The sequence below is a fragment of the Pantoea eucrina genome (assembly GCF_020079945.1).
Classification (GTDB): Bacteria; Pseudomonadota; Gammaproteobacteria; order Enterobacterales; family Enterobacteriaceae; genus Pantoea; species Pantoea eucrina.
In genome coordinates this window covers 312,943-336,157 of sequence record NZ_CP083448.1, presented here as the reverse complement: position 1 = coordinate 336,157, position 23,215 = coordinate 312,943, and the positions used below count along the sequence as shown (strand labels likewise).

The following is a 23,215-nucleotide window of genomic DNA, read 5'->3' as shown; positions in this document are numbered from 1 at the left end:
TTAACCTGACGTTCTCAGCTTCTGTCGACCGGAAACGCGATCACATCGCTCAGCGCGCTGGCTTTCAGCGCCAGCATAATCAGGCGATCCACGCCCAGCGCCACGCCGGAACAGGCTGGCATACCATGCGCCAGCGCATCCAGCAGATAGTGGTCAATCGGATGCTGCGGCAGCCCGCGCGCCGCACGACGACGGTTATCCTGTTCAAAACGCTGACGCTGCTCACGGCTGTCGGTCAGCTCGCGAAAACCGTTCGCCAGCTCAACCCCTTTGTAATAGACCTCGAAGCGTTCAGCAACGCGATGATCTTCCGTGCTGATCTCCGCCAGCGCAGCCTGACTTGCCGGGAAGTGATAGACAAAGCAGGGTTTGTCGTTGCCAATTTTCGGCTCTACGCCCAGCATAAACAGCAGCTGCAGCAGCGTATCGCGATCCTCTTCACGCTGCGCCAGCTCCCCCTCGCCGAGCTTTGTCGCGGCTTCGCGCAGCTGCGTTTTATCCGCAGAGAGCGGATCAATCTCCAGATGACGGATAAACGCCTGCTGATAGGAAAGGGATTCTGCAGTGTCGCACTCCAGCACCTGCTGCAGCAGATCGTCCACCTCGTTCATCAGGCGATACATATCGTAGTGCGGGCGGTACCACTCCAGCATGGTGAATTCAGGATTGTGATGACGCCCCGCCTCTTCATTACGGAAGCAGCGACCCATCTGGTAGATCGGCCCGCTGCCAGCGGCCAGCAGCCGTTTCATATGGTATTCCGGGCTGGTCATCAGCCAGAGATCGCGGCCTTCGCTGGCGCCGGGTCCGACAAAACGCGTCTGAAACGGCACCAGATGGATATCGGTAATGGTGGCCTGGCTCATCGCCGGGGTATCCACTTCCAGCACGCCGCGATCGGCAAAGAAACGCCTGATTTCCGCCAGAATCGCGGCGCGTTTCAACAAATTGGCAATGGGTGCGCTCGGCTGCCAGCTTGCCGTTTCGCTCATGGTGATGACTCCTCATACAAATAAGGGGTGGAAGTCTACCCGGAACAGAAGCAGCAAACAACGAGGCGTAGCGGAAGAGAAGCTGGCAGATCAGAGGAAAAGAAGAGCGGTGCGAAAGCTTTCGCACCGGCAGATTTTACTGGGTGCTGCGCTGAATTGCCTGACCACCCGCTTCGACATCCTCACCGACGCCGCGCGTGGTGTTACAGCCGCTCAGTACCGAAGAGAGCACCAGCACAGAGAAAATTGCGACAATACTTTTCTTAAACATAGCCATATCCTTGTTGGTTGCAGTAAAAGTACAGCTTTTAAAGCATAGTCTGCTTCTGCAACCCTGGTAGCTGCGCCCCGGAAAAATTCACGCCGCCATCGCGTTTCGCGGCCATAAAAAAAGGCGCATCACCGATGCGCCTGATTGAGTACTGATGTCGTGCTTATTTTACGCGGGAAACGTATTCACCCGAGCGGGTGTCAACTTTCACCACTTCGCCAATCTGAACGAAGAGTGGCACTTTGATCACTGCGCCGGTAGACAGGGTCGCTGGCTTGCCGCCGGTTCCGGCGGTATCGCCTTTCAGGCCCGGATCGGTTTCGGTGATTTCTGCTTCGATGAAGTTTGGCGGCTGAACGGCAATCGGTTTATCGTTCCACAGGGTTACGATACACTCTGCGTTGTCCTGCAGCCACTTGGTCACGTCATCCAGTACTTTGGCTTCAACCTGGTACTGTTCAAACGACTCAGGGTGCATGAAGTAGAAGAAGTCACCGTCGTTGTAAGAGTACTGCAGCGTCATATCACGAACGTCTGCGCCTTCGGCAGAGTCGGTAGATTTGAAGGTCTTCTCAACGCGAGAACCGGTCAGCAGACGACGCATTTTAACGCGTGCGAAAGCCTGGCCTTTACCCGGTTTTACGAATTCACTGGATTCGATGGCATACGGTTCGCCTTCGAACATGATTTTAAGACCGGAACGAAAATCGTTGCTAAGATAAGTCGCCATAAAGGCCCTCTGTAGATATTAACTGGTAATAGCCAAAAAAATGGCACACATTGTAACCCTAAATTCCCCTGTCAGAGAAGATTGGTTGCAGCAACTTGCTGATGTTGTCACCGATCCTGCTGAATTACTGCAACTTTTAGGCCTCGAACATCATCAGGAATTAGCTGCCGGCCACGCTGCACGCCAGCTTTTTGCCCTGCGCGTGCCGCGCGCCTTCATTCAGCGCATGCGTCACGGCGATGCCGGTGACCCTCTGCTGCTGCAGGTGCTGACCAGCCGCCAGGAGTTTACCGATGCGCCGGGCTACACTACCGATCCGCTCGATGAGCAGAGCAGCGTGGTGCCGGGCCTGCTGCACAAGTATAAAAACCGCGCGCTGCTGCTGGTCAAAGGGGGCTGTGCGGTAAACTGCCGCTACTGTTTCCGCCGTCACTTTCCTTATCAGGATAATCAGGGCAACAAGCGTAACTGGCAGGCGGCGATCGACTACATTGCCGCGCACCCGGAGCTGGATGAGATTATCTTTTCCGGCGGCGATCCGCTGATGGCTAAAGATCATGAGCTGGCCTGGCTGATTGCGGCGCTGGAGCAGATCCCGCATCTGAAGCGCCTGCGTATTCACAGCCGGCTGCCAGTGGTGATCCCGGCGCGCATTACGGAAACGCTGTGCCAGCTGCTGGCTGACACCCGCCTGCAGGTGCTGCTGGTAAGCCATATCAATCATGCGCAGGAGATTGATGAGGCGCTGCGCGCGCGTCTGCAGCTGCTGAAGCGATCGGGCGTGACGCTGCTGAATCAGAGCGTGCTGCTGCGCGGCGTTAATGATAATGCGGATGCGCTGGCTGAGCTAAGTAATGCGCTGTTTGATGCCGGCATTCTGCCCTACTATCTCCACGTGCTCGACAAAGTTCAGGGCGCTGCCCACTTCTTTGTTTCAGACGCCGAAGCGCGCGCGCTGATGCGTCAGCTGCTCAGCCGGGTCTCCGGCTATATGGTTCCCAGACTGGCGCGTGAGATTGGCGGTGAGCCGAGCAAAACCCCGCTGGACCTTCAGCTGCGTCAGGAGTAACGCTCGCTCTCCGGTGCGCATGAATGCGCACCCTGCAAGCAGACGTGCCGCAACTGATGCGCACCCGGCGTGCTTATGTAGGGTCGCCATTAATGGCGACCACAGCGGCTCGTAACCCCCACATTCCGCTGCAAATAAAAAAAGCCGCTCTCGCGGCTTTTTTATTGCTGCTCTGCTATTACGGACACTTGTAAACCTGGCCGGTCATTTTGCTGTCGAGCGGCGCGAACGCAGAAAGCAGATTCTGCGTCGGGCTGGTGGCACCATAAATAACGTTGCCGCCCATTTCAGCCGCCCGGTTGCGCAGATCGTTGGCAGCACCGCGCAGCGCGCTATTTTCGCCGCCCGCCCCGCTCAGCCAGTTGCTCTGTGAGCCGGTGACGTTGCCCAGAAGCTGACATTGACTTGCTGGCTGCTCATCGACAAACGTGACGCGTTCGCCAGCGGCGCTCAGCTGATTTGAGCTGCTGCAACCCGCCAGCAGCATGATGCCCGCTGCCAGTCCGGGCAAGAGGTTAATCCGCATTGTAATCCCCATTTTATTATCATCAGTGTCGGGCGGCAGCGTAGCAGAAAAGCGCACTTTTTTTCTGAACATTCATTGCCCTGAACCCACAAAGCCGAAAGATCGCGTCCCTACTTATACCCTGTTCGCCAGCAAAAGAAAAACCCCCGACCGTTTCCGGTCGGGGGTTTCGCAGATAGCTTACGCTGTCGGGGACAATTACATCATGCCGCCCATACCGCCCATGCCACCCATACCGCCTGCGCCCGCGCCTAAATCAGGTGCGTCGCCTTTAGGCAGATCGGTAACCATGCACTCGGTAGTGATCATCAGACCAGCTACAGAGGCCGCGTACTGCAGCGCAGAACGGGTTACTTTGGTCGGGTCCAGGATACCGAAGTCGATCATGTTGCCGTACTCTTCGGTCTGCGCGTTGTAACCGTAGTTACCGTCGCCCGCTTTCACGTTGTTTGCCACAACGGAAGGCTCTTCACCGGCGTTGGAAACGATCTGACGCAGCGGAGCTTCCATTGCGCGCAGCGCAACTTTGATACCGACGTTTTGATCTTCGTTCTGACCACGCAGATCGGTCAGCTGAGCCGCAACGCGAACCAGCGCGACACCGCCGCCCGCTACCACGCCTTCTTCTACCGCAGCACGGGTAGCGTGCAGGGCATCTTCAACGCGGGCTTTCTTCTCTTTCATTTCCACTTCAGTAGCGGCGCCTACTTTCAGTACGGCTACGCCGCCTGCCAGTTTCGCTACGCGCTCCTGCAGCTTCTCTTTATCGTAATCGGAGGTCGCTTCTTCGATCTGCTGACGGATCTGCGATACGCGGCCAGAGATAGCGCCCTGATCGCCCACACCATCGATGATGGTGGTGGTATCTTTGTTGATCACGACACGCTTGGCCTGACCCAGATCTTCCAGCGTGGATTTCTCCAGCTCCATACCGATCTCTTCAGAGATCACGGTACCGCCGGTCAGGATAGCGATATCCTGCAGCATCGCTTTACGACGGTCGCCAAAGCCTGGCGCTTTAACCGCAGCCACTTTCACGATACCGCGCATGGTGTTCACCACCAGCGTTGCCAGTGCTTCACCTTCCACATCTTCCGCGATGATCAGCAGTGGTTTGCCCGCTTTCGCAACGGCTTCCAGTACTGGCAGCATTTCACGAATGTTGGAGATTTTCTTGTCAGCCAGCAGAATGAACGGGCTTTCCAGCTCAACTGCGCCGGTTTCTGGCTTGTTGATGAAGTAAGGAGAGAGGTAGCCGCGATCGAACTGCATACCTTCCACTACGTCCAGCTCGTCCTGCAGACCGGTGCCTTCTTCAACGGTGATAACGCCTTCTTTACCCACTTTTTCCATCGCCTGGGCGATCAGGGTACCAACGCTCTCATCGGAGTTAGCAGAAATAGTACCTACCTGCGCGATTGCGCGGGTGTCCTGGCAAGGTACAGACAGCGCTTTCAGCTGCTCAACAGCAGCGACAACGGCTTTATCGATACCGCGCTTCAGATCCATCGGGTTCATGCCGGCCGCAACGGCTTTCAGGCCTTCGTTAACGATAGACTGTGCCAGTACGGTTGCGGTGGTGGTGCCGTCGCCTGCTGCATCGTTTGCTTTAGACGCGACTTCTTTCACCATCTGCGCACCCATGTTCTCGAACTTATCTTCCAGCTCGATTTCACGCGCAACAGAAACACCATCTTTAGTGATGGTCGGTGCACCAAAAGATTTATCCAGAACCACGTTACGGCCTTTCGGGCCCAGGGTAACTTTTACTGCATCTGCCAGTACGTTCACGCCACGCAGCATTTTTACGCGTGCGTCATTACCGAATTTTACGTCTTTAGCTGCCATTTCAAATTTCCCTTAAATTCGTTTCGTTCAGTGAATTACGCGTAAATTACGCTTCGACAATCGCCAGGATGTCGCTTTCAGAGATGATCAGAACTTCTTCGTTGTCGATTTTCTCGGTTTTTGCACCGTAGCCTTCGCTGAAAATCACCAGATCACCCACTTTCACGTCCAGCGGCTTGATCTCGCCGTTGTCCAGGATGCGGCCATTGCCAACAGCCAGAACTTCACCACGGGTTGATTTGCCAGCTGCAGAGCCGGTCAGAACGATACCGCCTGCTGATTTAGCTTCAACTTCTTTACGCTTGACGATAACGCGATCGTGCAACGGACGAATTTTCATTTGGTAGCTCTCCTTTGAGAAGTCCAATCATTCATTTTTGGGTTGAACGCCGGGCTTGAGGGTTCCGGCCTCGTGCAGGAAGAGATAGGGGCAGACAAGAGAGTTTCAAGGGGAAAAAAATAAAAAAATTTTTGTTTGTGCTACAAACGCTTAAAAAGAATACAAATAAGGCGGCTTGCGCCGCCTCGCTTACCTCAGCGATCTTTATCGTGACCGATGCGATCCTGATCTTTACGCTCAAATTCACCATCCATTGTTACGCCGCTGTCGGGTCCCTGCCCCGGACCGCGCCAGACGCGCAGATGCGGCATCAGCCTCAGCGTCAGGAGCTTTTGCACTGGCGGCAGCAGCAGCAGCAGGCCGAGAAAATCGGTAAAGAAGCCGGGCAGCAGCAGCAGCACACCGGCGATGATCAGCGAGACGCTTTTAATCATCTCCGCTGCCGGGCTTTCGTTACGCGCAAGCTTCTCCTGCATCAGCATAAAGTTTTTCATGCCCTGATTTTTCACCAGCGACACACCGATACAGGAGGTAAAAATTACCAGCAGCATCGTCAGCAGCACGCCCAGCGCATGTGCCACCTGGATAAACAGCGTGATCTCAATCCACGCCAGGACAAAAAAGAGTAAAAACGGTAACCAGCGCACTGGTGTCTCCTGTGAGTTGGGCCGCCTCGCGACAGGCCAGGCGGCAGAAACAGAGCGATCGTAACGATCATAGGTGGTGAGATGGGCACCCGCGCGGTGGATTTCAACCGCACCGGCCAAATAATTCCTTTTGACATAAAAGTGAGAGATACATCACATATCGTTATTACCACTTGCCGGGCAAATGTCCGTAAAGTGATCTGTGTACGAGCATTTCTGCCGTGACAGAATATGATCGTGCCCGCCAGTCCGAAGATGGATAAAATGTCGGCACTGGTATTCCACGACAATATAATTGCTTCACCTGCGTGTTATTCGCTCTCCATCCATGCCGGATGCGTGGCGGTATCAGAGCAGCAATAATAAGAAGGTAATCATGGCGAACAACATTCGTATCGAAGAAGACCTGTTAGGCATGCGCGAAGTGCCGGCGGATGCTTACTACGGTGTTCATACTCTGCGTGCGATTGAAAATTTCTATATCAGTAGCAGCAAAATCAGCGACATTCCTGAATTTGTCCGCGGCATGGTGATGGTTAAAAAAGCAGCCGCGCTGGCTAACAAAGAGCTGCAGACGATCCCGCGCAACATTGCGAATACCATTATTCAGGCCTGCGATGAGGTGCTGAACAACGGCAAATGCATGGATCAGTTCCCGGTAGATGTTTACCAGGGCGGCGCCGGCACCTCGGTGAACATGAATACCAACGAAGTGCTGGCAAACATCGGCCTGGAGCTGATGGGTCACCAGAAAGGTGAGTATCAGTATCTCAACCCCAACGACCACGTTAACAAATGCCAGTCAACCAATGATGCCTACCCGACCGGCTTCCGGATTGCGGTTTACGCCTCTATTCTCAAGCTGCTGGATGCGATTGCCCAGCTGAGCGAAGGCTTCCAGCGCAAAGCCGTGGAGTTTGAAAACATTCTGAAGATGGGCCGCACCCAGCTGCAGGATGCGGTGCCGATGTCGCTGGGCCAGGAGTTCCACGCGTTTAACGTGCTGCTGAATGAAGAGACCCGCAATATTCTGCGCACCGCCGAGCTGTTGCTGGAAGTGAACCTTGGCGCAACCGCAATCGGTACGCGCCTTAATACGCCGGATGGCTATCAGCAGCTGGCCGTGCAGCGCCTGGCAGAAGTCAGTAATCTGCCGGTGGTGCCGGCGGAAGATCTGATTGAAGCAACGTCCGACTGCGGCGCCTACGTGATGGTGCATTCAGCGCTGAAGCGTCTGGCGGTGAAGCTGTCAAAAATCTGCAACGACCTGCGTCTGCTCTCTTCCGGTCCGCGCGCCGGCCTGAACGAAATCAACCTGCCGGAACTGCAGGCGGGCTCCTCGATCATGCCAGCCAAAGTCAATCCGGTGGTGCCGGAAGTGGTGAATCAGGTCTGTTTTAAGGTTATCGGCAACGATACCACGGTGACCATGGCGTCTGAGGCGGGTCAGCTGCAGCTTAACGTAATGGAACCGGTGATTGGCCAGGCGCTGTTTGAATCCGTCAGCATCCTGACCAACGCCTGCTATAACCTGCTGGAAAAATGCGTTAACGGCATTACGGCGAACAAAGCAGTCTGCGAAGCGTACGTATTCAACTCTATCGGTATTGTCACCTATCTCAACCCCTACATCGGCCATCACAACGGCGATATCGTGGGTAAAGTCTGTGCTGAAACCGGCAAAAGCGTACGTGAAGTGGTGCTGGAACGCGGCCTGCTGACCGAAGCGGAGCTGGATGATATCTTCTCCGTCCAGAACCTGATGCATCCGACCTATAAAGCGAAACGCTATACCGACGAAAACGAACAGTAATCTGTTTCCGATCACGTCGTCCCGGGCACGCCTGTATACAATACGGCGTGCTTTTTTTATATGTGGCGACTACAACATTCAGGGGGCACGTTCTGCAGCCTGAGGAGAGAAACGGATGATAGCAGTGGAACTGGCAGTGGTATTCATGGCGATCTGGCTCGGTGCCCGTCTGGGCGGTATCGGAATCGGCTTTGCCGGCGGTCTGGGAGTGCTGATATTGACGCTGGTATGCGGCATGAAGCCCGGCGCAATCCCGTTTGATGTGATCGAAATTATTATGGCCGTTATCGCCGCGATTGCTGCCATGCAGGTCGCAGGCGGTATGGATTACCTGGTCGGGCTGGCGGAAAAGCTGCTGCGCCGCCATCCGCGCTACGTGACTTTTCTGGCGCCGCTGGTGACCTATCTGATGACGCTGCTGGCCGGCACCGGCCACACCGCTTTTTCCACGCTGCCGGTTATCGCTGAAGTTGCTAAAGAGCAGGGCGTCAGGCCATCGCGTCCGCTCTCTATCGCGGTGGTGGCCTCCCAGATTGCGATCACCGCCTCTCCGCTCTCTGCGGCAGTGGTATTTTTTGCCTCCATACTGGAACCCCGCGGCGTCAGCTATCTGGCGCTGCTGGGCGTGGCGCTGCCCTCAACGATGGCGGCAATCTTCTGCGCGGCAGTGATCACCAACTTTCTGGGTACAGAGCTGAAGGATGATGCAATCTATCAGGCGCGACTTGCCAGAGGCGACGTGACGCTGCGCGGTGAGAAAGTGTATACCACCCGACCCGGCGCGCGCCGCGCCGTATTGCTGTTTCTGACCGGCATTGTGGCAGTGGTGCTCTATGCCACCGCCATCAGCGACAGCGTGGGCCTGATCGCCAGCCTGGTGCTGCCGCGTAACGAAGCGATCGTCGTGTTTATGCTCACGGTCGCTACGCTGATCTGTCTGACCTGCCGCGTGGACAGCAGTGAGATCCTCAGTGCCAGCACGTTTAAATCGGGCATGAGCGCCTGCATCTGCGTCATGGGCGTGGCGTGGCTGGGCGATACCTTTGTCAAAGCGCACCTGAGCGAGATCCAGACTCTGGCGGGCGACATGCTGCAGCGCTATCCCTGGATGCTGGCGCTGGTGCTGTTTTTTGCCGCCACCTTGCTTTATTCGCAGGCGGCAACCACCAAAGCATTGATGCCGGCAGCACTGATGCTCGGCGTCTCGCCGCTGGCGGCAGTGGCCTCGTTTGCGGCGGTATCAGCGCTCTTTGTCCTGCCTACCTATCCGACGCTGCTGGCCGCGGTGGAAATGGATGACACCGGTTCGACGCGAATCGGCAAGTTTGTCTTTAACCACTCCTTTATTATTCCGGGCATACTGGCCATCGCCTTTTCCGTGGCGTTTGGCTTTCTGTTTGGCAGTCTGATCCTCTGACGCCGTTACATTATGAAATCCTGTGCCGAAGCGGTCGTGCTATGCTCACCGCTTCTGCACTACCGGAGTTGATTAATCTTTTATGGCTGCACCTCTTTCCCGCCTGCTGACGCTCTGCCTGACGCTGCTGCTTTGCCTGTCGGCTCAGGCCGATCTCTTTGCGCCGAAATCCACCAGCCGCTTTGTGCCGGTCGATCAGGCCTTTCAGTTTGATTTTTCTCAGCGGGGCTCAACGCTGACGCTGAACTGGCAGGTCAGGCCCGGCTACTATCTCTATCGTCAGCAGATGAAGATTACGGCTCAGCACGCGCAGCTGGCCCCGCTGACGCTGCCGGCTGGCGAAGCGCATGAAGATGAATTTTATGGCAAAAGCGAGATCTATCGTCAGGCGGTGACGCTGCCGGTGACGCTGCAGCGGGCGGATGCGGGCGCCACGCTGACGGTGACGTATCAGGGCTGCGCCGCGGCCGGATTCTGCTACCCGCCGGAGAGCCGTACCGTTCCGCTGAGCGCCGTCAGCAGCGGCAGCGCGCCGGTTACGGCGCAGCCTGCCGCCACGCCGCTGCCCTTCTCGCCGCTCTGGGCACTGCTGATCGGTATCGGCGTCGCCTTTACCCCCTGTGTCCTGCCGATGTACCCGCTGATTTCCGGCATTATCCTCGGCGGCGCACGCCGCTACAGCGTCGGCCGGCTGCTGGCGCTGGCGCTGGTCTATGTGCAGGGCATGGCGCTGACCTACACGCTTTTGGGCGTTGTGGTCGCGGCGGCCGGGCTGCGCTTTCAGGCGGCGCTGCAGCATCCATACGTCCTGGCGGGTCTGTCGCTGCTGTTTATTCTGCTGGCGCTGTCGATGTTTGGCCTGTTTTCGCTGCAGCTGCCCGCCAGCCTGCAGACGCGTCTTGCGCTCTGGAGCAATCAGCAGCGCGGCGGCTCGCTGCCTGGCGTATTTGTCATGGGCGCGCTGGCCGGGCTTATCTGCTCCCCCTGCACCACGGCGCCGCTCAGCGCGATCCTGCTATATATCGCACAGAGCGGAAACCTGTGGGCCGGCGCCGGCACGCTGTGGCTCTACGCCGTGGGAATGGGGCTGCCGCTGATCGCCGTCACGCTTTTTGGCCATCGGCTACTGCCCAAAAGCGGCCCGTGGATGCAGACGGTAAAAGAGGCATTCGGGTTTGTTATCCTGGCGCTGCCGGTATTTCTGCTGGAGCGTATCCTCGGCGACACCTGGGGTTTGCGGCTCTGGAGCCTGCTGGGCGTAGCGTTTTTCAGCTGGACATTTATTCACAGCATCAACGCGCGCGGCAGGTGGCGCGTCGTGCCGCTGGTGATGTTAGGGGCAGCGCTGATTATGGCGCGGCCGCTGCAGGAATGGGCGTTTGGCGCTACGGCAAGCCAGAGCGTGGCACACCTGCCCTTTAAGCGCATCAGCAGCAGCGCGGAGCTTGAGCAGGCGCTGCAGCAGGCACCGGGGCGCATCACCATGCTCGATCTCTATGCCGACTGGTGTGTCGCCTGCAAAGAGTTTGAAAAATATACCTTCAGCAATCCGGCAGTCGCCAGCGCGCTTGCTGACGTGCAGCTGCTGCAGGCGGATGTCACCGCAAACAGCGCGCAGGACAATGCCCTGCTGAAGCAGCTGCAGGTGGCGGGATTACCGACCATTCTGTTTTTTGACGCGCAGGGTCGCGAGATCCCCGATTCGCGTATCAGCGGCTTTCTGCGTGCGGCAGCGTTTCGCGCGCATTTGCAGAATCTGCCGCGTTAAACGACACTGGTTCAGCCACTGCCCGCTCATCGACGAGCGGGCCGATATTCCAGAGGAGAGTCATGTGCAACGCGAACAAATTCTGGAGCATGCGCTGAATGTGCTCGAACAACACGGCCTGGCGGCCACCCTGTCGCTGCCACAGCTGGCAGGTGAAACCGGCCTCAGCACCGGACAGCTGACCCGCTACTGGCCCGACTGCGATGCGCTGCTCTATGATGCACTGCGCTATCACGGTCAGCAGATCGACAGCTGGCGGCGTCAGGTACAGCTGGATGAGCGGCTCACTCCGGCGCAAAAGCTGATGGCGCGCTATGACGTGCTGGCAGAGTATGTCAGCAAAGGCCGGTTTCCCGGCTGCCTGTTTATTGCTGCCTGCAGCTTCTATCCGCAGCCTGACCAGCCGGTGCACCAGCTGGCGGAGCAGCAGAAGCGACACTCATGGCAGTTTACCCATGAGATCCTGGTTGAGCTGGCGCTGGATAATCCCGCGATGGTGGCCGATCAGATGGAGCTGATCCTCGAGGGCTGCCTGAGCAAACTGCTGGTGAAACGCAACGTACAGGATGTGGCGACCGCCCGGCGCCTGGCGGAAGATGTATTCAGTATTGCGCTCTGTCGTCAGAACGGCGCACTCGCCTGAAAACGGGCTGACATGCCTGAAAAGCAGGCAGTCAGTCACGGATAGCGCGCTTTTTTGCTAAAACCCGTTGACGATCTGCGGCCATTAAGGTTTAATGCGCCCCGTTGCCCGAATAGCTCAGTCGGTAGAGCAGCGGATTGAAAATCCGCGTGTCCCTGGTTCGATTCCGGGTTCGGGCACCACAATTCAGAAAACCCGGCCTTATGGCCGGGTTTTTGCTTTTCTGCTTTATTCATTCCGCTTTGCCTGCTGCTCCTGTAGCCGGTGCCGTCCTGATGGTTTTACATCAGCAAAATCGTAGAACGCGCCGACTTCCCTTCCTATAGTGGCTGATAAACACATTCTCCGTCTGCTTGGCGTTTCTGCATCAGCTTCCGCCTGTCCGGAACAACGCTGGCAGCGGAATAGCGCAGGAGAAGCGACAGCATGAAAATTGCTTTTGACGTGGATGTTATCCGGGATCTCGGCATTACCCGGATGGTGCATCAGGTGGCAGAATGGGGCTATAAATATATTGAGCAATCACCCCATCCGCAGATCAATCCCTTTTATAAACACCCCAAAGCCAGCCGCGAAATCCTGCGTGAATATAAAAATGCGCTGAACGCCACCGGCACCGAAATCTCTTCCTTCATCACGGTTTATCGCTGGTCGGGACCCGACGAGCTGCGGCGTCAGGCGGCGGTAAAAAACTGGAAGCGCATGATTGAGATTGCGGTTGAGATGGGCGTGCAGGTTATCAATACCGAACTCTCCGGCAACCCTAATGAGCCAGAAATCTGCGAAGAGATGTTCTACCGCTCTATGGAGGAGCTGCTGCCGATCGTTGAGCGGGAAGGGATCCGCATTGAAATCCAGGCGCACCCGTGGGATTTCTGCGAAGAGAACAATGAAACAGCGGATATCGTGAAGTCGTTTCGCAGCGATAACGTGAAGTATATCTATAGTGCGCCCCACACCTTCTATTATGACAAAGGCAAAGGGGATGTGAAAAACATGCTGCACTACGCTGGCGACGATCTGTCGCATATGCTGATCGCCGATACCATGAACCACACCAAACACTGCCGCTACATTGTGAATCCGCCCGGCGTGGACGCAACCATCCATCAGCACGTCGCGGTGGGAGAAGGCGAAGTCAACTTCGATGCGCTGTTTGAAGCGCTGCGCGAGATGGATTTTGCCCGGCGCAGCTTCAAAGTCGGCGGTGAGTCGATTATCTCAGCGGCGCTATTCGGCTATCCGGAGAAGATGCGCTATCAGGCGGTAGAGACGCGCGAACTGATTGAGCGCGAACTGCTGAACCTCTGATTGCCGCATCGGGTAGTATTCTCCCCCTGGGCCCTGCAGGGGGAAACGCACCGCTTACATCGCGCCAGGCATCACCGCGCCCTTCTGCAGCGGCACTATTATCATCGCCATATCAACAGCAAAGCTGCGGATCTCCTCCTTTAGCTCACACTTCAGAATGCCCTGTCTTGTCAAAATATCCCGTTCTGGCAGGCTGTCAGAACGCAGTTTTTTGATGGAATTCACTCGAATGAAAGCAACCACGCTGGCCGGACTGGCTAAGCGCGCAGGCGTTGGCGTCGCAACCGTGGATCGGGTCCTGAACGATCGCGGGGGCGTCTCGCCCGCAATGACGCGAAAAGTGCTGCAGGCGGCCCGGGAGGCGGGCTTAAAACGTATTCTCCCGGAGGAGCATCGTCACAGCTGGCAGATTGAGGTCATCCTGAGCGGCAACGGCTCATTCTTCTTTCAGCAGCTGGCGCAGGAGTTTGCCCGTCTGGCAGATGCGCTGGGCTACCGGCGCGTCCGGCTGCATCGCACGCTTATCCCGGAAGATGCGCCGGAGAAACTGGCGGCCCATATCGATGCCGGCAGTAAAAGAATGGACGGGCTGATTGTTTTTGCCCACGCCAGCCCGCTGATTTATCAGGCGCTGGCCAGCTGCCAGGCGCGGGGCGTGCCGGTCATCACGCTGGTGAGCGATCTGCCTGACGCGCCGCGGCTCTGCCATGTCGGTATCGATCAATACAAAGCGGGACGCACGGCGGGCCTGATGCTCGGCAGCATGGCGGCCAGTACAGGGGATGTGGTGCTGATCAGCGGTCGCGCTGACTACCTCGCGCACCAGCAGCGTATTGAAGGTTTTCAGCAGGTGCTGGCTGAGCGCTTTCCGCAGCTGCGACTGCGTGAGATCCTCGCCGGCCAGGACGATCGCGAACGCATCAGCCGGCTGCTGGAAAAAACGCTGGCGGGATCGCGCCAGATCGCCGGACTCTATAACACCGGCATGGGCAATACCCAGATTTATGAAGCGCTGGCGCGCCACCGGCTGTGCGGCAGCACGGTTTATGTGACGCATGAACTTTATGCAACTACGCGCCAGCTGCTGCAGCAGCGCATCCTGACCCTGACCCTCGATCAGAACACGCAGCGCCACGCTGAACTCGCTCTGACCCTGCTGCTGCGGCATCTGGAAGAGCGCGAGCAGCCTGATACTTACGCGCCGGGCAAAGTCGACTTTATGCTCTATACCCAGGAGAACTGTACCTGATCCCGCAAACCCGCTCACCGCCAGCGCGGTTAAATCGGCGCGGAATTGCGCTGCTACACTCAGTGGCAGCGCAACGCTCACGACCATAAGGTGAAATGACGATGTCAGATAATCAGTATCAGCCCGCAAAAGTCTGGACCTGGGAACCGGAAGCCAAAGGCAACGGCGCCAGCACGAACCGCCCTGCCGCTGGCGCCACGCATGAGCATGCGCTGCCGGTCGGGAAGCATCCGCTGCAGCTCTACTCGCTCGGTACGCCAAATGGTCAGAAGGTCACTATTCTGCTGGAGGAGCTGCTGGCGGTGGGCGTAAAAGAGGCGGAGTATGACGCCTGGCTCATCCGCATTGGTGAAGGCGATCAGTTCTCCAGCGGTTTTGTTGATGTGAACCCTAACTCTAAAATTCCGGCGCTGAGCGACCACTCCGTGACGCCACCGCAGCGGGTGTTTGAATCAGGTAATATCCTGCTCTATCTGGCGGAGAAGTTTGGCTACTTTATTCCGGAAGATGTGGCGGGCCGCACTGAAACCCTGAACTGGCTCTTCTGGCTGCAGGGTTCTGCACCCTATCTTGGCGGCGGCTTTGGCCACTTCTACCACTATGCACCGGAGAAAATTGAATACGCCATCAACCGCTTTACGCTGGAAGCGAAGCGTCAGCTGGATGTGCTGGATCGCCAGCTGGCGGATCACCGCTTCCTCGCAGGTAACGCCTATACCATTGCGGATATCGCGACCTGGCCCTGGTATGGCAACCTGGTGCTGAATGGCCTGTATGGTGCAGCAGAGTTTCTGGATGTGCAGGCTTACACCAACGTGGTGCGCTGGGCGAAAGAGATCGCGGAGCGTCCGGCGGTAGTACGCGGACGTAAAGTTAATCGCGCCTTTGGCGCTGAGCCGCAGGATCAGCTGCTGGAGCGGCATGACGCCAGCGATTTTGAACACAACACCGAAGATAAACGTCAGGCACGGGGAGAGAAGTAATGACCGCTTACATGGTAATGATTAAGGATGAGACGCTGGACAAAGATGAGCTGGCAACCTACTCACAGAAAGCGGGCGACGCGCGTGGCGATCATCAGATCACGCCGCTGGCTTTTTATGGCGAGCAGGAAGTGCTGGAAGGCCGGGATGCCGAAGGCGTTGTCGTTCTGGCATTTGCCGATATGGACGCCGCGCGCGCCTGGTATCACAGTCCGGCTTATCAGGAAGCGAAAGCGCACCGCGTGAAAGGCGCTAACTACCGCGTTATCCTGGTCAACGGGGTCGCATAACGCGCCGACGCCAAGCAGACCGGCTGCCGGTCTGCTGATGTGCCCGGCGGCGTGATGCTGCGCCGGGCACCCTCATCTACACGCCGCTTTCATTCTCCAGCTTTTGCCGTTTGCGCAGATGCGGGAAAAGCGTCATCCAGACGGCGACCACTATCAGCGTACCTATTCCGCCCAGCGCGGCCGCCGGTACCGCCCCCAGCCATGCGGCCAGCAGGCCTGATTCAAATTCCCCCAGCTGGTTGGACGTATTGATAAAAATAGCGTTCACGGCGTTGACGCGGCCACGCATATCATCCGGCGTATCGAGCTGCACCAGCGCACCACGAATTACCATACTGACCATATCAAATCCACCCAGCGCAGCCAGCGCCAGCAGCGACAGCCAGAGCTGAGTGGAGAGCGCAAACAGCAGCGTCGCCAGACCAAAACCGGCAACCGAGCCAAACATAATCATACCGACGTGCTTCTCCAGCTTATTACGGCTGAGCCAGACGCCCACCACAAGCGCACCGACTGATGGTGCGCCGCGCAGCATGCCCAGCCCCCACGGCCCGGTATGCAGAATATCCTGCGCAAAAATCGGCAGCAGCGCCGTGGCCCCGCCCAGCAGCACGGCAAACAGGTCAAGCGAGATCACGCCCAGCACATCTTTGCGCTCGCGGATAAAACGCACGCCAGCGAACATATTGGTCAGATTCATCGGCATGCGCGACTGCGGCGGCCGCGCATAGCGCAGACGGCTAATCAGTACAATAGAGAAGAGATAGAACAGCGCGGAAACGCCATACACCACTTCAGGCCCGGCGACATAAAGCAGGCCGCCCAGCGTCGGGCCGACGATCACCGCCGCCTGACCGCCTACTGAACTGGCAGCCATCGCACGGGCCAGAACCGGCGGCGGCACCAGCGCCGGCAGCATAGAGGTGATAGCCGGCCACTCCAGCGCCTTTGCCACTGAGATCAGAAACACCAGTCCCCAGATCTCAACGCTTCCTGCCCAGTGCAGCAGCGTCAGCGCCACCAGCCCAAGCAGCGCTGCCCACTCAATCAGTTGTCCCACCAGAACAATGCGACGACGGTCGTGCTGATCGGCCAGATGACCAGCCGGCAGCGCCAGCAGTACCGAGGGTAAAAACTGCATTAAGCCGATCATACCCAGCGCCAGCGCACTGTGTGTCAGGGCATAGATTTGCCAGCTGACCGCCACTGAAAACATCTGAAAGCCGAATGACGAGCAGGTGCGCGCCAGCCAGAAAGCCACAAACGGTCGATGCCGCAGCAGAGAGTCTTCTGCAGCAGAGCTTTTTATACCTGTCATGCGATCCCATCCTGAAATGATTAACTGATTAGCGTCATTGCACTAATCTGGTCAGAAGCCAGGCAGTGACTTCTGTTATCGTTTTGTCTCTCTGAGCGTGCGTGATATCACTCTGGCAGGCAATGGCAGGTTGTGCGCTTTTGAAACAAAAACTTAACTGCCTGGCAGATAAACATTGGTCTCTATATATCAGGAGGGTTATTGTTATTGATTGAATACCGGTATTGATTTATTGATTACTGAATTAACAGCTTAATTATCCCTTTTAACGCCAGGAATATCTCTGTATCAGAGACAGGTAAAAAAAGGTGATTTAACACTCTCTTTCGATCTATATTAACCGCCGGTAAATTTCAGTCATAACACGCATTTATAATAAAACATATCTTTCCGGTTAATAATTTTTTTGCAGAGATACATGAAAAACAGTACTTATAATCCTTATGTTACTGAGCGTATTCATCGCTTTGACAACACGCTGTGCGGCGTGTGTTATTCAGCACCCTTTATGCATTGCGAGCAGGACGCTGATACATTACTTAATGGACATAACATAATTGCTTTGCATAATCAGTTGCCTGATACCCCTGAACTAATAATTATTCCGCTGGCGGGAAATAGCCTGATGGAATTTTTACGTGCCCCGGAAAATTATCCGATGCTGCAGGCTGCCCACGTCCGTCTGGCAATTGATTATGCAGGGCTGCTACAGGGTGGTGCCCCTCTGCTTGCCGTTGCGCACCACTTCTCATTCTGGCTGTGCGATCTCGCGCCGCCGGGAACAGAGTGGAAAAAGATCGTGGCGTTTCCATTTAGCGGTGTGGTTTTATCCGAGGATTTTTTTAACGATAATTACCTCAAGTTCAGCTTTCCGTTTTTAATTGAGTCTCTGAGAGAAAGAGAAGCAGACGTTATATTACGCACCGCACAGCTGACGCTGAATAGCGAACATTACCAGCGCCTGCAGTTAAGCGGCTGGCAGCAGCAGCGCACACCCGGCACGCTTTTTTAGGGTAACCGTTTACACAATCTGCTACTTCGCGGCGCAGCCACCTGATTTGATCGGAATTAACGCCGCTATTCCGCCATAAAATGTCGTGTGATTTGGTCCGACAGAGTTAAAACCGCTAAAAAAAGCAAACTCGTTAACGTTTTTAAGATAAAATTTAACGCAAAGGGATCATCTGGCGTCACGGAAGAACGCTGCGTGAACATTTCTGCTCACTTCGTACTCTATGTCGGGAAACAGCCTGAAGCGTTGTTTCCTTTGTTTTTCTATGGCAAAGAAAGAGGTCAATATTATGGGGAAAGCTTCCTCATCTTTTGGCGTAATCCGCCTGCTCACGGTGCTGTTCGCACTGCTGACGGGCGCGTTTATGCTGGTTGGTGGCATTTGGTTAGCCACCATTGGAGGTTCCTGGTACTACGTTATTGGCGGTGTGATGATGCTGATCACCGCTGTTCTGCTCTGGCGTCGCAGCAGCGCCGCGCTGCTGCTGTATGCGCTGCTGCTGCTTGGCACGCTGATCTGGGGCGTATGGGAAGTCGGCTTTGACTTCTGGGCGCTGGCACCGCGCACCGATGTACTGGTGATTTTCGGTATCTGGCTGATCCTGCCTTTCGTCTATCGCACGTTCAATCCTGCCGGCAGAGGCGCGATGCTGGTGGCGCTGATTGCCAGCGTACTGGTTCTGGCGTGGGCTGTTTTCCACGATCCGCAGGAGCTGAACGGCGAGCTGCCCGCTGCAGCGACCACCCCGCAGACTCAGCCTATCAGCAATATTGCTGATGCTGACTGGCCGGCGTACGCGCGCGATCAGCAGGGTACCCGCTTTTCTCCGCTGAAGCAGATCAATGCCAGCAACGTCAAAGAGCTGCAGGTTGCCTGGCAGTTCCAGACCGGCGATCTGAAAAATGCTAACGATCCGGGTGAAATCACTGATGAAGTGACGCCGATTAAAATCCGCGACACGCTCTATCTCTGCTCACCGCATCAGATCCTGTTTGCGCTGGATGCTACAACCGGTAAGCAGAAGTGGAAGTTTGATCCGGCTCTGAAGCAGAATCCGACCTTCCAGCACATCACCTGCCGCGGCGTTTCCTATCATGAAACCCCTGCAGCAGCGGATAGCGCGGCAACTCAGCCGGCACTCTGCGCACGTCGCATCTATCTGCCGGTCAATGATGGTCGTCTGTTTGCTCTGGATGCGGAAACCGGCGAACGCTGCCCGGCATTTGGTAACAACGGTGAGCTGGATCTGCAGCACAAGCAGCCGGTTACCACCCCTGGTCAGTATGAACCGACCTCACCACCGATTATCACCGATACCACTATCGTGATCGCCGGTGCCGTAACCGATAACTACTCTACCCGTGAGCCATCGGGTGTGATCCGCGGCTTTGACGTCAACACCGGCAAACTGCTGTGGGCATTCGATCCGGGCGCGAAAGATCCTAACGCGATTCCGGAAGATGAGCACACCTACACCCTGAATTCACCGAACTCATGGGCACCGGCGGTTTACGATCCGAAACTGGATATCGTTTATCTGCCAATGGGCGTCTCTACCCCGGATATCTGGGGCGGCAACCGTACGCCTGAGCAGGAGCGTTATGCGAACAGCGTTCTGGCGCTAAATGCCACCACCGGTAAGCTGGTCTGGTCTTATCAGACCGTGCATCACGACCTGTGGGATATGGACCTGCCTTCTCAGCCGACGCTGGCTGATATCACCGACAAAGATGGCAACACCGTTCCGGTGATCTACGCGCCGGCGAAAACCGGTAACATCTTTGTACTGGATCGCCGCAACGGCAAGCTGGTTGTACCGGCACCGGAAACCCCGGTTCCGCAGGGCGCAGCGAAAGGTGACCACGTATCACCGACGCAGCCTTACTCTGAGCTGACCTACCGTCCTAAGCAGAATCTGACTGACAAGGATATGTGGGGCGCGACGATGTTCGACCAGCTGGTGTGCCGCGTGATCTTCAAGCGCCTGCGCTATGACGGTCCGTTCACGCCGCCGTCTGAACAAGGTACGCTGGTCTTCCCGGGTAACCTCGGTATGTTTGAATGGGGTGGTATCGCCGTTGATCCACATCGTCAGATTGCCATCGCTAACCCAATGGCGCTGCCGTTTGTCTCGAAGCTGATCCCACGCGGACCGGGCAACCCGGCTGAGCCACCGAAAGGTGCGGAAGGCGGCTCCGGTACTGAAACCGGCGTACAGCCGCAGTATGGCGTGCCGTTTGGCGTTGAGCTGAATCCCTTCCTGTCACCTTTCGGCCTGCCGTGCAAACAGCCAGCCTGGGGTTACATTTCAGCGGTGGATCTGAAAACCAACGAAACCGTATGGAAAAAACGCATTGGTACCGTGCGCGACAGCGCGCCTCTGCCGCTGCCGTTTAAGATGGGTATGCCTATGCTGGGCGGCCCAATCACCACGGCGGGACACGTTGCCTTTATCGGCGCAACGGCAGATAACTACCTGCGTGCGTTTGATACCAACACCGGTGAAATGCTGTGGCAGGCGCGTCTGCCAGCCGGTGGTCAGGCAACGCCGATGACCTATGAAGCGAACGGCAAGCAGTACGTTGTCATCGCGGCTGGCGGTCACGGTTCGTTTGGCACCAAACTGGGCGACTACGTGGTTGCCTATGCGCTGCCTGACGCGAAATAACCTTTCGTAACAGCAGAATAAATCAGGCGGGCCGGTGGCCCGCCTTTTTTATGCGCTCTGTCTCTCCTGCACCACGCCGCGTACCAGTAAAGCACACAGCGCCATCATCAGCGCGGTGAGCAGAAACACCGGCTGCATGCCAAACGCTCCGCTCACGATCCCGCCGCAGAGCGGTCCGGTCACCTGCCCGGCATACTGTGCCGAGGTCGCATAGCCCAGCATTTTTCCCGTCTGCTGCTGCGGGACGTGGTGGCGTATCAGCGCGGTAATGCAGGGCAGCAGTCCGCCCAGCGCCACGCCCATCAGAAAACGCAGGCCGGTAAGCTGCCATACGTGGCTGATAAACGCCTGCGGGATCAGCAGCAGCGCGCTGGCCGCGAGCCCGGCAAGCAATACTCGCCCGTGCCCGATGCGGTCCGCCAGCCGCCCGGCCAGCGGCGCAGCAAGAATACTTCCCAGCGCCGCCGCCGCCATCACAATCCCGGCGTTGACGGTTATCGCGTGCTCGCCCTGCACAAACTGCGCAATATAGAGCGTGATAATAGGTTCCACTGACATCGTGGCAAACATCATCAGCATGGCCGTGAGCCACATCAGTCGCACCACCCGAAGATTCGCCGGCGGCTCATCAGCGGCCTGCCCTGCCGTGGCTGCGCCTTTGGGCTGCCGCGGTGCCTCTTTCAGCAGACACGCCGTGCCGAGAAACGCGAGGAAGATCGCCGCGCCCGTCAGCCAGAAGGTGTGACGGATGCCAATCAGCGGCGGCAATATTCCGCCCAGCAGCGGCCCCGCGACGTTGCCCGCCATAATGCCTGCTGAGAGGATACCCAGCGCCCAGCCGGTGTGGGCTTTTGGCGTCTGCGCAGCGACCAAAATCGTGGATCCGGAAGCGTATCCCCCCAGCAGCCCGGCCAGCAGGCGCAGCGCCACCAGCTGCCAGGGTGCGGTGGCCATACCAATCAGCGACATGGCTATCGCCATGCCGAGGCTGGCGCGGATCAGCATCAGTTTGCGTCCGTAGCGATCTGCCAGCCGGCCCCACAGCGGCGCCGTCAGCGCGGCGCTCAGAAACGTGGCCGCATAGGCGGCACCCGACCAGCGGGCGATCGCCGCCGGCTCCTCAACCCCAAGCTGCTGAACATAGATCGGCAGAAACGGCAGCAGCAGCGTCATGGCGACGATAGTGGTAAATGACCCCAGAGTGCAGACCAGCAGGTTGCACTTCCAGTGTTGCTGTTCAGCTGTTAATGATACTGAAGCGTGTGACATACCCTCTCCCGGCGGTTGTTTTTATCAGGCTACCTGCGCGGAGAGAGAGAAAACAGAGGGTGCCGGAGAGTTACCTGCCAGCCTGCCACTGTTGCCAGCGAGCAACAGTCAGGGCACCTGCAGTGCGGTGATCAGCGCATCGCAAAGCTGTGTAACCGGAGAGGAGGGCTGCGGCTGCTCTTTCAGCAGCAGGTAGCTGTGAAAGCGGTCCATTTGCCAGTCGCTCAGCACCGGCTGGATATCGCCGCGCGCCAGCGCCTCACGCGTCATATAGGAGGGCAGATAGGCAATGCCGCCGCCGGCCAGCGCCGCGTTAAGCAACGCCATGCTGTTGTTGGCGCGGAAGCGGCTGCGCACCTCCAGCGCCAGCCGCTGCTTATCACGCCGGAACGGCAGAGCGGCGGTATGGGCCGGCCCGTGGAACAGCAGCAGGTTGTGGCGCGTCAGGGTACGGGGATGATCAATCAGCGGATGCGCGGCAAGGTAGCCGGGCGTAGCGTAAAGGCCCCAGTCGATGATACTGAGTTCGCGCCAGGCGCCTCCCTGCGGCGCGCGGTTGCGGACCACAATGGCGACATCGGCATCGGGGTGAGGGTCTTCGCTGGTGGTGAGATCCAGATCCACATGCAGATGAATATGCCGGCGAATAAAGGCGTCCACCACCGGCGCCACGCACTGGCAGCCAAAGGTTACCGGAGCCTGCAGGCGAAGATTGCCGGCCGGCAGCTGGTGCAGCTGCTGCACAAACGCATCCGCCTGATGCAGCTCATCCAGCATGCGCAGGCAGAATGGGTAGTACGCCTGCCCGTGGCCGGTCAGCGCAACATGACGTGTGGTACGCTGCAGCAGTTTGATCCCCAGCCGCACCTCCAGCCGGGCAATTTCACGGCTGACATAGGATTTGGAGACGCCGAGAATACGCGCGGCTTCGCTGAAACTTTGTTGCTCCGCCACGTGCGCAAACAGCAGCATGGCTGTCAGATTATCACCAGGGTTCATGGGTCCGGCTGTCAGAGAAACATGACCCGCAGCTTAAAAGGTATTGCGCCGT

General features: G+C 57.3%; 22 protein-coding genes and 1 tRNA gene. 12 read left to right on the top strand and 11 right to left on the bottom strand.

Going from position 1 to position 23,215, the window contains the following annotated elements; all coding sequences use genetic code 11:
- Nucleotides 1-14: 14 nt before the first annotated feature.
- From epmA to efp, 3 genes are all read right to left on the bottom strand, one after another.
- Nucleotides 15-992: an elongation factor P--(R)-beta-lysine ligase gene (gene epmA, locus LAC65_RS01505; protein ID WP_039382145.1), complete on the bottom strand. Its 978-nt coding sequence runs from the start codon at nt 990-992 to the stop codon at nt 15-17.
- 136 nt (nt 993-1,128) lie between these two features.
- Nucleotides 1,129-1,263 (bottom strand): entericidin A/B family lipoprotein, encoded by a 135-nt coding sequence (locus LAC65_RS01500; protein ID WP_039382142.1) that lies wholly within the window; start codon nt 1,261-1,263, stop codon nt 1,129-1,131.
- Nucleotides 1,264-1,426: 163 nt separating this feature from the next.
- Complete coding sequence (gene efp / locus LAC65_RS01495) at nt 1,427-1,993, bottom strand: elongation factor P (protein WP_039382139.1); 567 nt, start codon at nt 1,991-1,993, stop codon at nt 1,427-1,429.
- Nucleotides 1,994-2,033: 40 nt separating this feature from the next.
- Between efp and epmB the strand changes: the two genes are divergently transcribed.
- On the top strand, nt 2,034-3,062 hold the full coding sequence (gene epmB / locus LAC65_RS01490; RefSeq protein WP_039382136.1) for an EF-P beta-lysylation protein EpmB: 1,029 nt from the start codon (nt 2,034-2,036) through the stop codon (nt 3,060-3,062).
- Between the two features lie 178 nt (nt 3,063-3,240).
- Here epmB and LAC65_RS01485 read toward each other — a convergent pair whose 3' ends face one another.
- The 4 genes from LAC65_RS01485 to LAC65_RS01470 all read right to left on the bottom strand — a co-directional run bounded on the left by LAC65_RS01485 (nt 3,241) and on the right by LAC65_RS01470 (nt 6,423).
- Nucleotides 3,241-3,588 (bottom strand): DUF4156 domain-containing protein, encoded by a 348-nt coding sequence (locus tag LAC65_RS01485; protein WP_039385686.1) that lies wholly within the window; start codon nt 3,586-3,588, stop codon nt 3,241-3,243.
- A 198-nt stretch (nt 3,589-3,786) separates the two neighbouring features.
- Nucleotides 3,787-5,436 carry a chaperonin GroEL gene (groL, locus tag LAC65_RS01480; protein WP_039382134.1) on the bottom strand — a complete coding sequence of 550 codons (1,650 nt, stop codon included), beginning with the start codon at nt 5,434-5,436 and terminating at the stop codon, nt 3,787-3,789.
- A gap of 46 nt (nt 5,437-5,482) precedes the next feature.
- Entirely contained in the window at nt 5,483-5,776 is a 294-nt protein-coding gene (locus LAC65_RS01475; RefSeq protein ID WP_039382130.1) for a co-chaperone GroES, read from the bottom strand.
- A gap of 194 nt (nt 5,777-5,970) precedes the next feature.
- A complete protein-coding gene (locus LAC65_RS01470; protein WP_039382127.1) occupies nt 5,971-6,423 on the bottom strand; it encodes an FxsA family protein in 453 nt (150 codons plus the stop codon).
- A gap of 376 nt (nt 6,424-6,799) precedes the next feature.
- On the opposite strand from LAC65_RS01470, the gene aspA reads away from it, so the two are divergent.
- The 6 genes from aspA (at nt 6,800) to LAC65_RS01440 (ending at nt 13,375) form a co-directional block, all read left to right on the top strand.
- Nucleotides 6,800-8,236: an aspartate ammonia-lyase gene (gene aspA / locus LAC65_RS01465; RefSeq protein ID WP_039382126.1), complete on the top strand. Its 1,437-nt coding sequence runs from the start codon at nt 6,800-6,802 to the stop codon at nt 8,234-8,236.
- A 115-nt stretch (nt 8,237-8,351) separates the two neighbouring features.
- Complete coding sequence (locus LAC65_RS01460; RefSeq protein WP_039382125.1) at nt 8,352-9,653, top strand: anaerobic C4-dicarboxylate transporter; 1,302 nt, start codon at nt 8,352-8,354, stop codon at nt 9,651-9,653.
- Between the two features lie 82 nt (nt 9,654-9,735).
- The gene (locus tag LAC65_RS01455) at nt 9,736-11,421 is read left to right on the top strand and encodes a protein-disulfide reductase DsbD (protein ID WP_039382122.1); all 1,686 of its coding nucleotides are present in this window, start codon (nt 9,736-9,738) and stop codon (nt 11,419-11,421) included.
- A gap of 64 nt (nt 11,422-11,485) precedes the next feature.
- A complete protein-coding gene (gene dicD, locus LAC65_RS01450) occupies nt 11,486-12,064 on the top strand; it encodes a division control transcriptional repressor DicD (protein WP_039382120.1) in 579 nt (192 codons plus the stop codon).
- Between the two features lie 106 nt (nt 12,065-12,170).
- Nucleotides 12,171-12,246: transfer RNA gene (locus LAC65_RS01445), tRNA-Phe, on the top strand.
- Between the two features lie 244 nt (nt 12,247-12,490).
- Nucleotides 12,491-13,375, top strand: coding sequence for a sugar phosphate isomerase/epimerase family protein (locus LAC65_RS01440; protein WP_039382117.1), 885 nt, complete (start codon nt 12,491-12,493; stop codon nt 13,373-13,375).
- A gap of 54 nt (nt 13,376-13,429) precedes the next feature.
- Here LAC65_RS01440 and LAC65_RS01435 read toward each other — a convergent pair whose 3' ends face one another.
- Nucleotides 13,430-13,600, bottom strand: a complete 171-nt coding sequence (locus LAC65_RS01435) for a hypothetical protein (RefSeq protein WP_158249869.1) — start codon at nt 13,598-13,600, stop codon at nt 13,430-13,432.
- Nucleotides 13,601-13,604: 4 nt separating this feature from the next.
- Between LAC65_RS01435 and LAC65_RS01430 the strand changes: the two genes are divergently transcribed.
- The 3 genes from LAC65_RS01430 to LAC65_RS01420 all read left to right on the top strand — a co-directional run bounded on the left by LAC65_RS01430 (nt 13,605) and on the right by LAC65_RS01420 (nt 15,897).
- Nucleotides 13,605-14,624, top strand: a complete 1,020-nt coding sequence (locus LAC65_RS01430) for a LacI family DNA-binding transcriptional regulator (protein ID WP_039382113.1) — start codon at nt 13,605-13,607, stop codon at nt 14,622-14,624.
- A 101-nt stretch (nt 14,625-14,725) separates the two neighbouring features.
- Nucleotides 14,726-15,607, top strand: a complete 882-nt coding sequence (gene yghU / locus LAC65_RS01425; protein ID WP_039382110.1) for a glutathione-dependent disulfide-bond oxidoreductase — start codon at nt 14,726-14,728, stop codon at nt 15,605-15,607.
- Nucleotides 15,607-15,897, top strand: a complete 291-nt coding sequence (locus tag LAC65_RS01420; RefSeq protein ID WP_039382107.1) for a DUF1330 domain-containing protein — start codon at nt 15,607-15,609, stop codon at nt 15,895-15,897. The genes yghU and LAC65_RS01420 overlap by 1 nt, the downstream gene beginning before the upstream one ends.
- A 76-nt stretch (nt 15,898-15,973) precedes the next feature.
- On the opposite strand, the gene LAC65_RS01415 is transcribed toward LAC65_RS01420, so the two are convergent.
- Entirely contained in the window at nt 15,974-17,215 is a 1,242-nt protein-coding gene (locus LAC65_RS01415; RefSeq protein ID WP_039382105.1) for an MFS transporter, read from the bottom strand.
- Between the two features lie 418 nt (nt 17,216-17,633).
- Between LAC65_RS01415 and LAC65_RS01410 the strand changes: the two genes are divergently transcribed.
- Both LAC65_RS01410 and LAC65_RS01405 read left to right on the top strand, forming a co-directional pair.
- Complete coding sequence (locus LAC65_RS01410; RefSeq protein ID WP_039382101.1) at nt 17,634-18,227, top strand: hypothetical protein; 594 nt, start codon at nt 17,634-17,636, stop codon at nt 18,225-18,227.
- 289 nt (nt 18,228-18,516) lie between these two features.
- Nucleotides 18,517-20,895 (top strand): glucose/quinate/shikimate family membrane-bound PQQ-dependent dehydrogenase, encoded by a 2,379-nt coding sequence (locus LAC65_RS01405; RefSeq protein WP_039385685.1) that lies wholly within the window; start codon nt 18,517-18,519, stop codon nt 20,893-20,895.
- A 48-nt stretch (nt 20,896-20,943) separates the two neighbouring features.
- On the opposite strand, the gene LAC65_RS01400 is transcribed toward LAC65_RS01405, so the two are convergent.
- Both LAC65_RS01400 and LAC65_RS01395 read right to left on the bottom strand, forming a co-directional pair.
- Nucleotides 20,944-22,164 carry an MFS transporter gene (locus tag LAC65_RS01400; RefSeq protein ID WP_039382099.1) on the bottom strand — a complete coding sequence of 407 codons (1,221 nt, stop codon included), beginning with the start codon at nt 22,162-22,164 and terminating at the stop codon, nt 20,944-20,946.
- Nucleotides 22,165-22,272: 108 nt separating this feature from the next.
- On the bottom strand, nt 22,273-23,163 hold the full coding sequence (locus tag LAC65_RS01395; protein WP_039382098.1) for a LysR family transcriptional regulator: 891 nt from the start codon (nt 23,161-23,163) through the stop codon (nt 22,273-22,275).
- Nucleotides 23,164-23,215 lie beyond the last annotated feature (52 nt).

Bases quoted from the DNA above. Each gene is read 5' to 3' on its own strand.
- epmA (WP_039382145.1), bottom strand. From the start codon at position 992: ATGAGCGAAACGGCAAGCTGGCAGCCGAGCGCACCCATTGCCAATTTG.
- LAC65_RS01500 (WP_039382142.1), bottom strand. From the start codon at position 1,263: ATGTTTAAGAAAAGTATTGTCGCAATTTTCTCTGTGCTGGTGCTCTCT.
- efp (WP_039382139.1), bottom strand. From the start codon at position 1,993: ATGGCGACTTATCTTAGCAACGATTTTCGTTCCGGTCTTAAAATCATG.
- epmB (WP_039382136.1), top strand. From the start codon at position 2,034: ATGGCACACATTGTAACCCTAAATTCCCCTGTCAGAGAAGATTGGTTG.
- LAC65_RS01485 (WP_039385686.1), bottom strand. From the start codon at position 3,588: ATGCGGATTAACCTCTTGCCCGGACTGGCAGCGGGCATCATGCTGCTG.
- groL (WP_039382134.1), bottom strand. From the start codon at position 5,436: ATGGCAGCTAAAGACGTAAAATTCGGTAATGACGCACGCGTAAAAATG.
- LAC65_RS01475 (WP_039382130.1), bottom strand. From the start codon at position 5,776: ATGAAAATTCGTCCGTTGCACGATCGCGTTATCGTCAAGCGTAAAGAA.
- aspA (WP_039382126.1), top strand. From the start codon at position 6,800: ATGGCGAACAACATTCGTATCGAAGAAGACCTGTTAGGCATGCGCGAA.
- LAC65_RS01460 (WP_039382125.1), top strand. From the start codon at position 8,352: ATGATAGCAGTGGAACTGGCAGTGGTATTCATGGCGATCTGGCTCGGT.
- LAC65_RS01455 (WP_039382122.1), top strand. From the start codon at position 9,736: ATGGCTGCACCTCTTTCCCGCCTGCTGACGCTCTGCCTGACGCTGCTG.
- LAC65_RS01440 (WP_039382117.1), top strand. From the start codon at position 12,491: ATGAAAATTGCTTTTGACGTGGATGTTATCCGGGATCTCGGCATTACC.
- LAC65_RS01430 (WP_039382113.1), top strand. From the start codon at position 13,605: ATGAAAGCAACCACGCTGGCCGGACTGGCTAAGCGCGCAGGCGTTGGC.
- yghU (WP_039382110.1), top strand. From the start codon at position 14,726: ATGTCAGATAATCAGTATCAGCCCGCAAAAGTCTGGACCTGGGAACCG.
- LAC65_RS01420 (WP_039382107.1), top strand. From the start codon at position 15,607: ATGACCGCTTACATGGTAATGATTAAGGATGAGACGCTGGACAAAGAT.
- LAC65_RS01415 (WP_039382105.1), bottom strand. From the start codon at position 17,215: ATGACAGGTATAAAAAGCTCTGCTGCAGAAGACTCTCTGCTGCGGCAT.
- LAC65_RS01410 (WP_039382101.1), top strand. From the start codon at position 17,634: ATGAAAAACAGTACTTATAATCCTTATGTTACTGAGCGTATTCATCGC.
- LAC65_RS01405 (WP_039385685.1), top strand. From the start codon at position 18,517: ATGGGGAAAGCTTCCTCATCTTTTGGCGTAATCCGCCTGCTCACGGTG.
- LAC65_RS01400 (WP_039382099.1), bottom strand. From the start codon at position 22,164: ATGTCACACGCTTCAGTATCATTAACAGCTGAACAGCAACACTGGAAG.
- LAC65_RS01395 (WP_039382098.1), bottom strand. From the start codon at position 23,163: ATGAACCCTGGTGATAATCTGACAGCCATGCTGCTGTTTGCGCACGTG.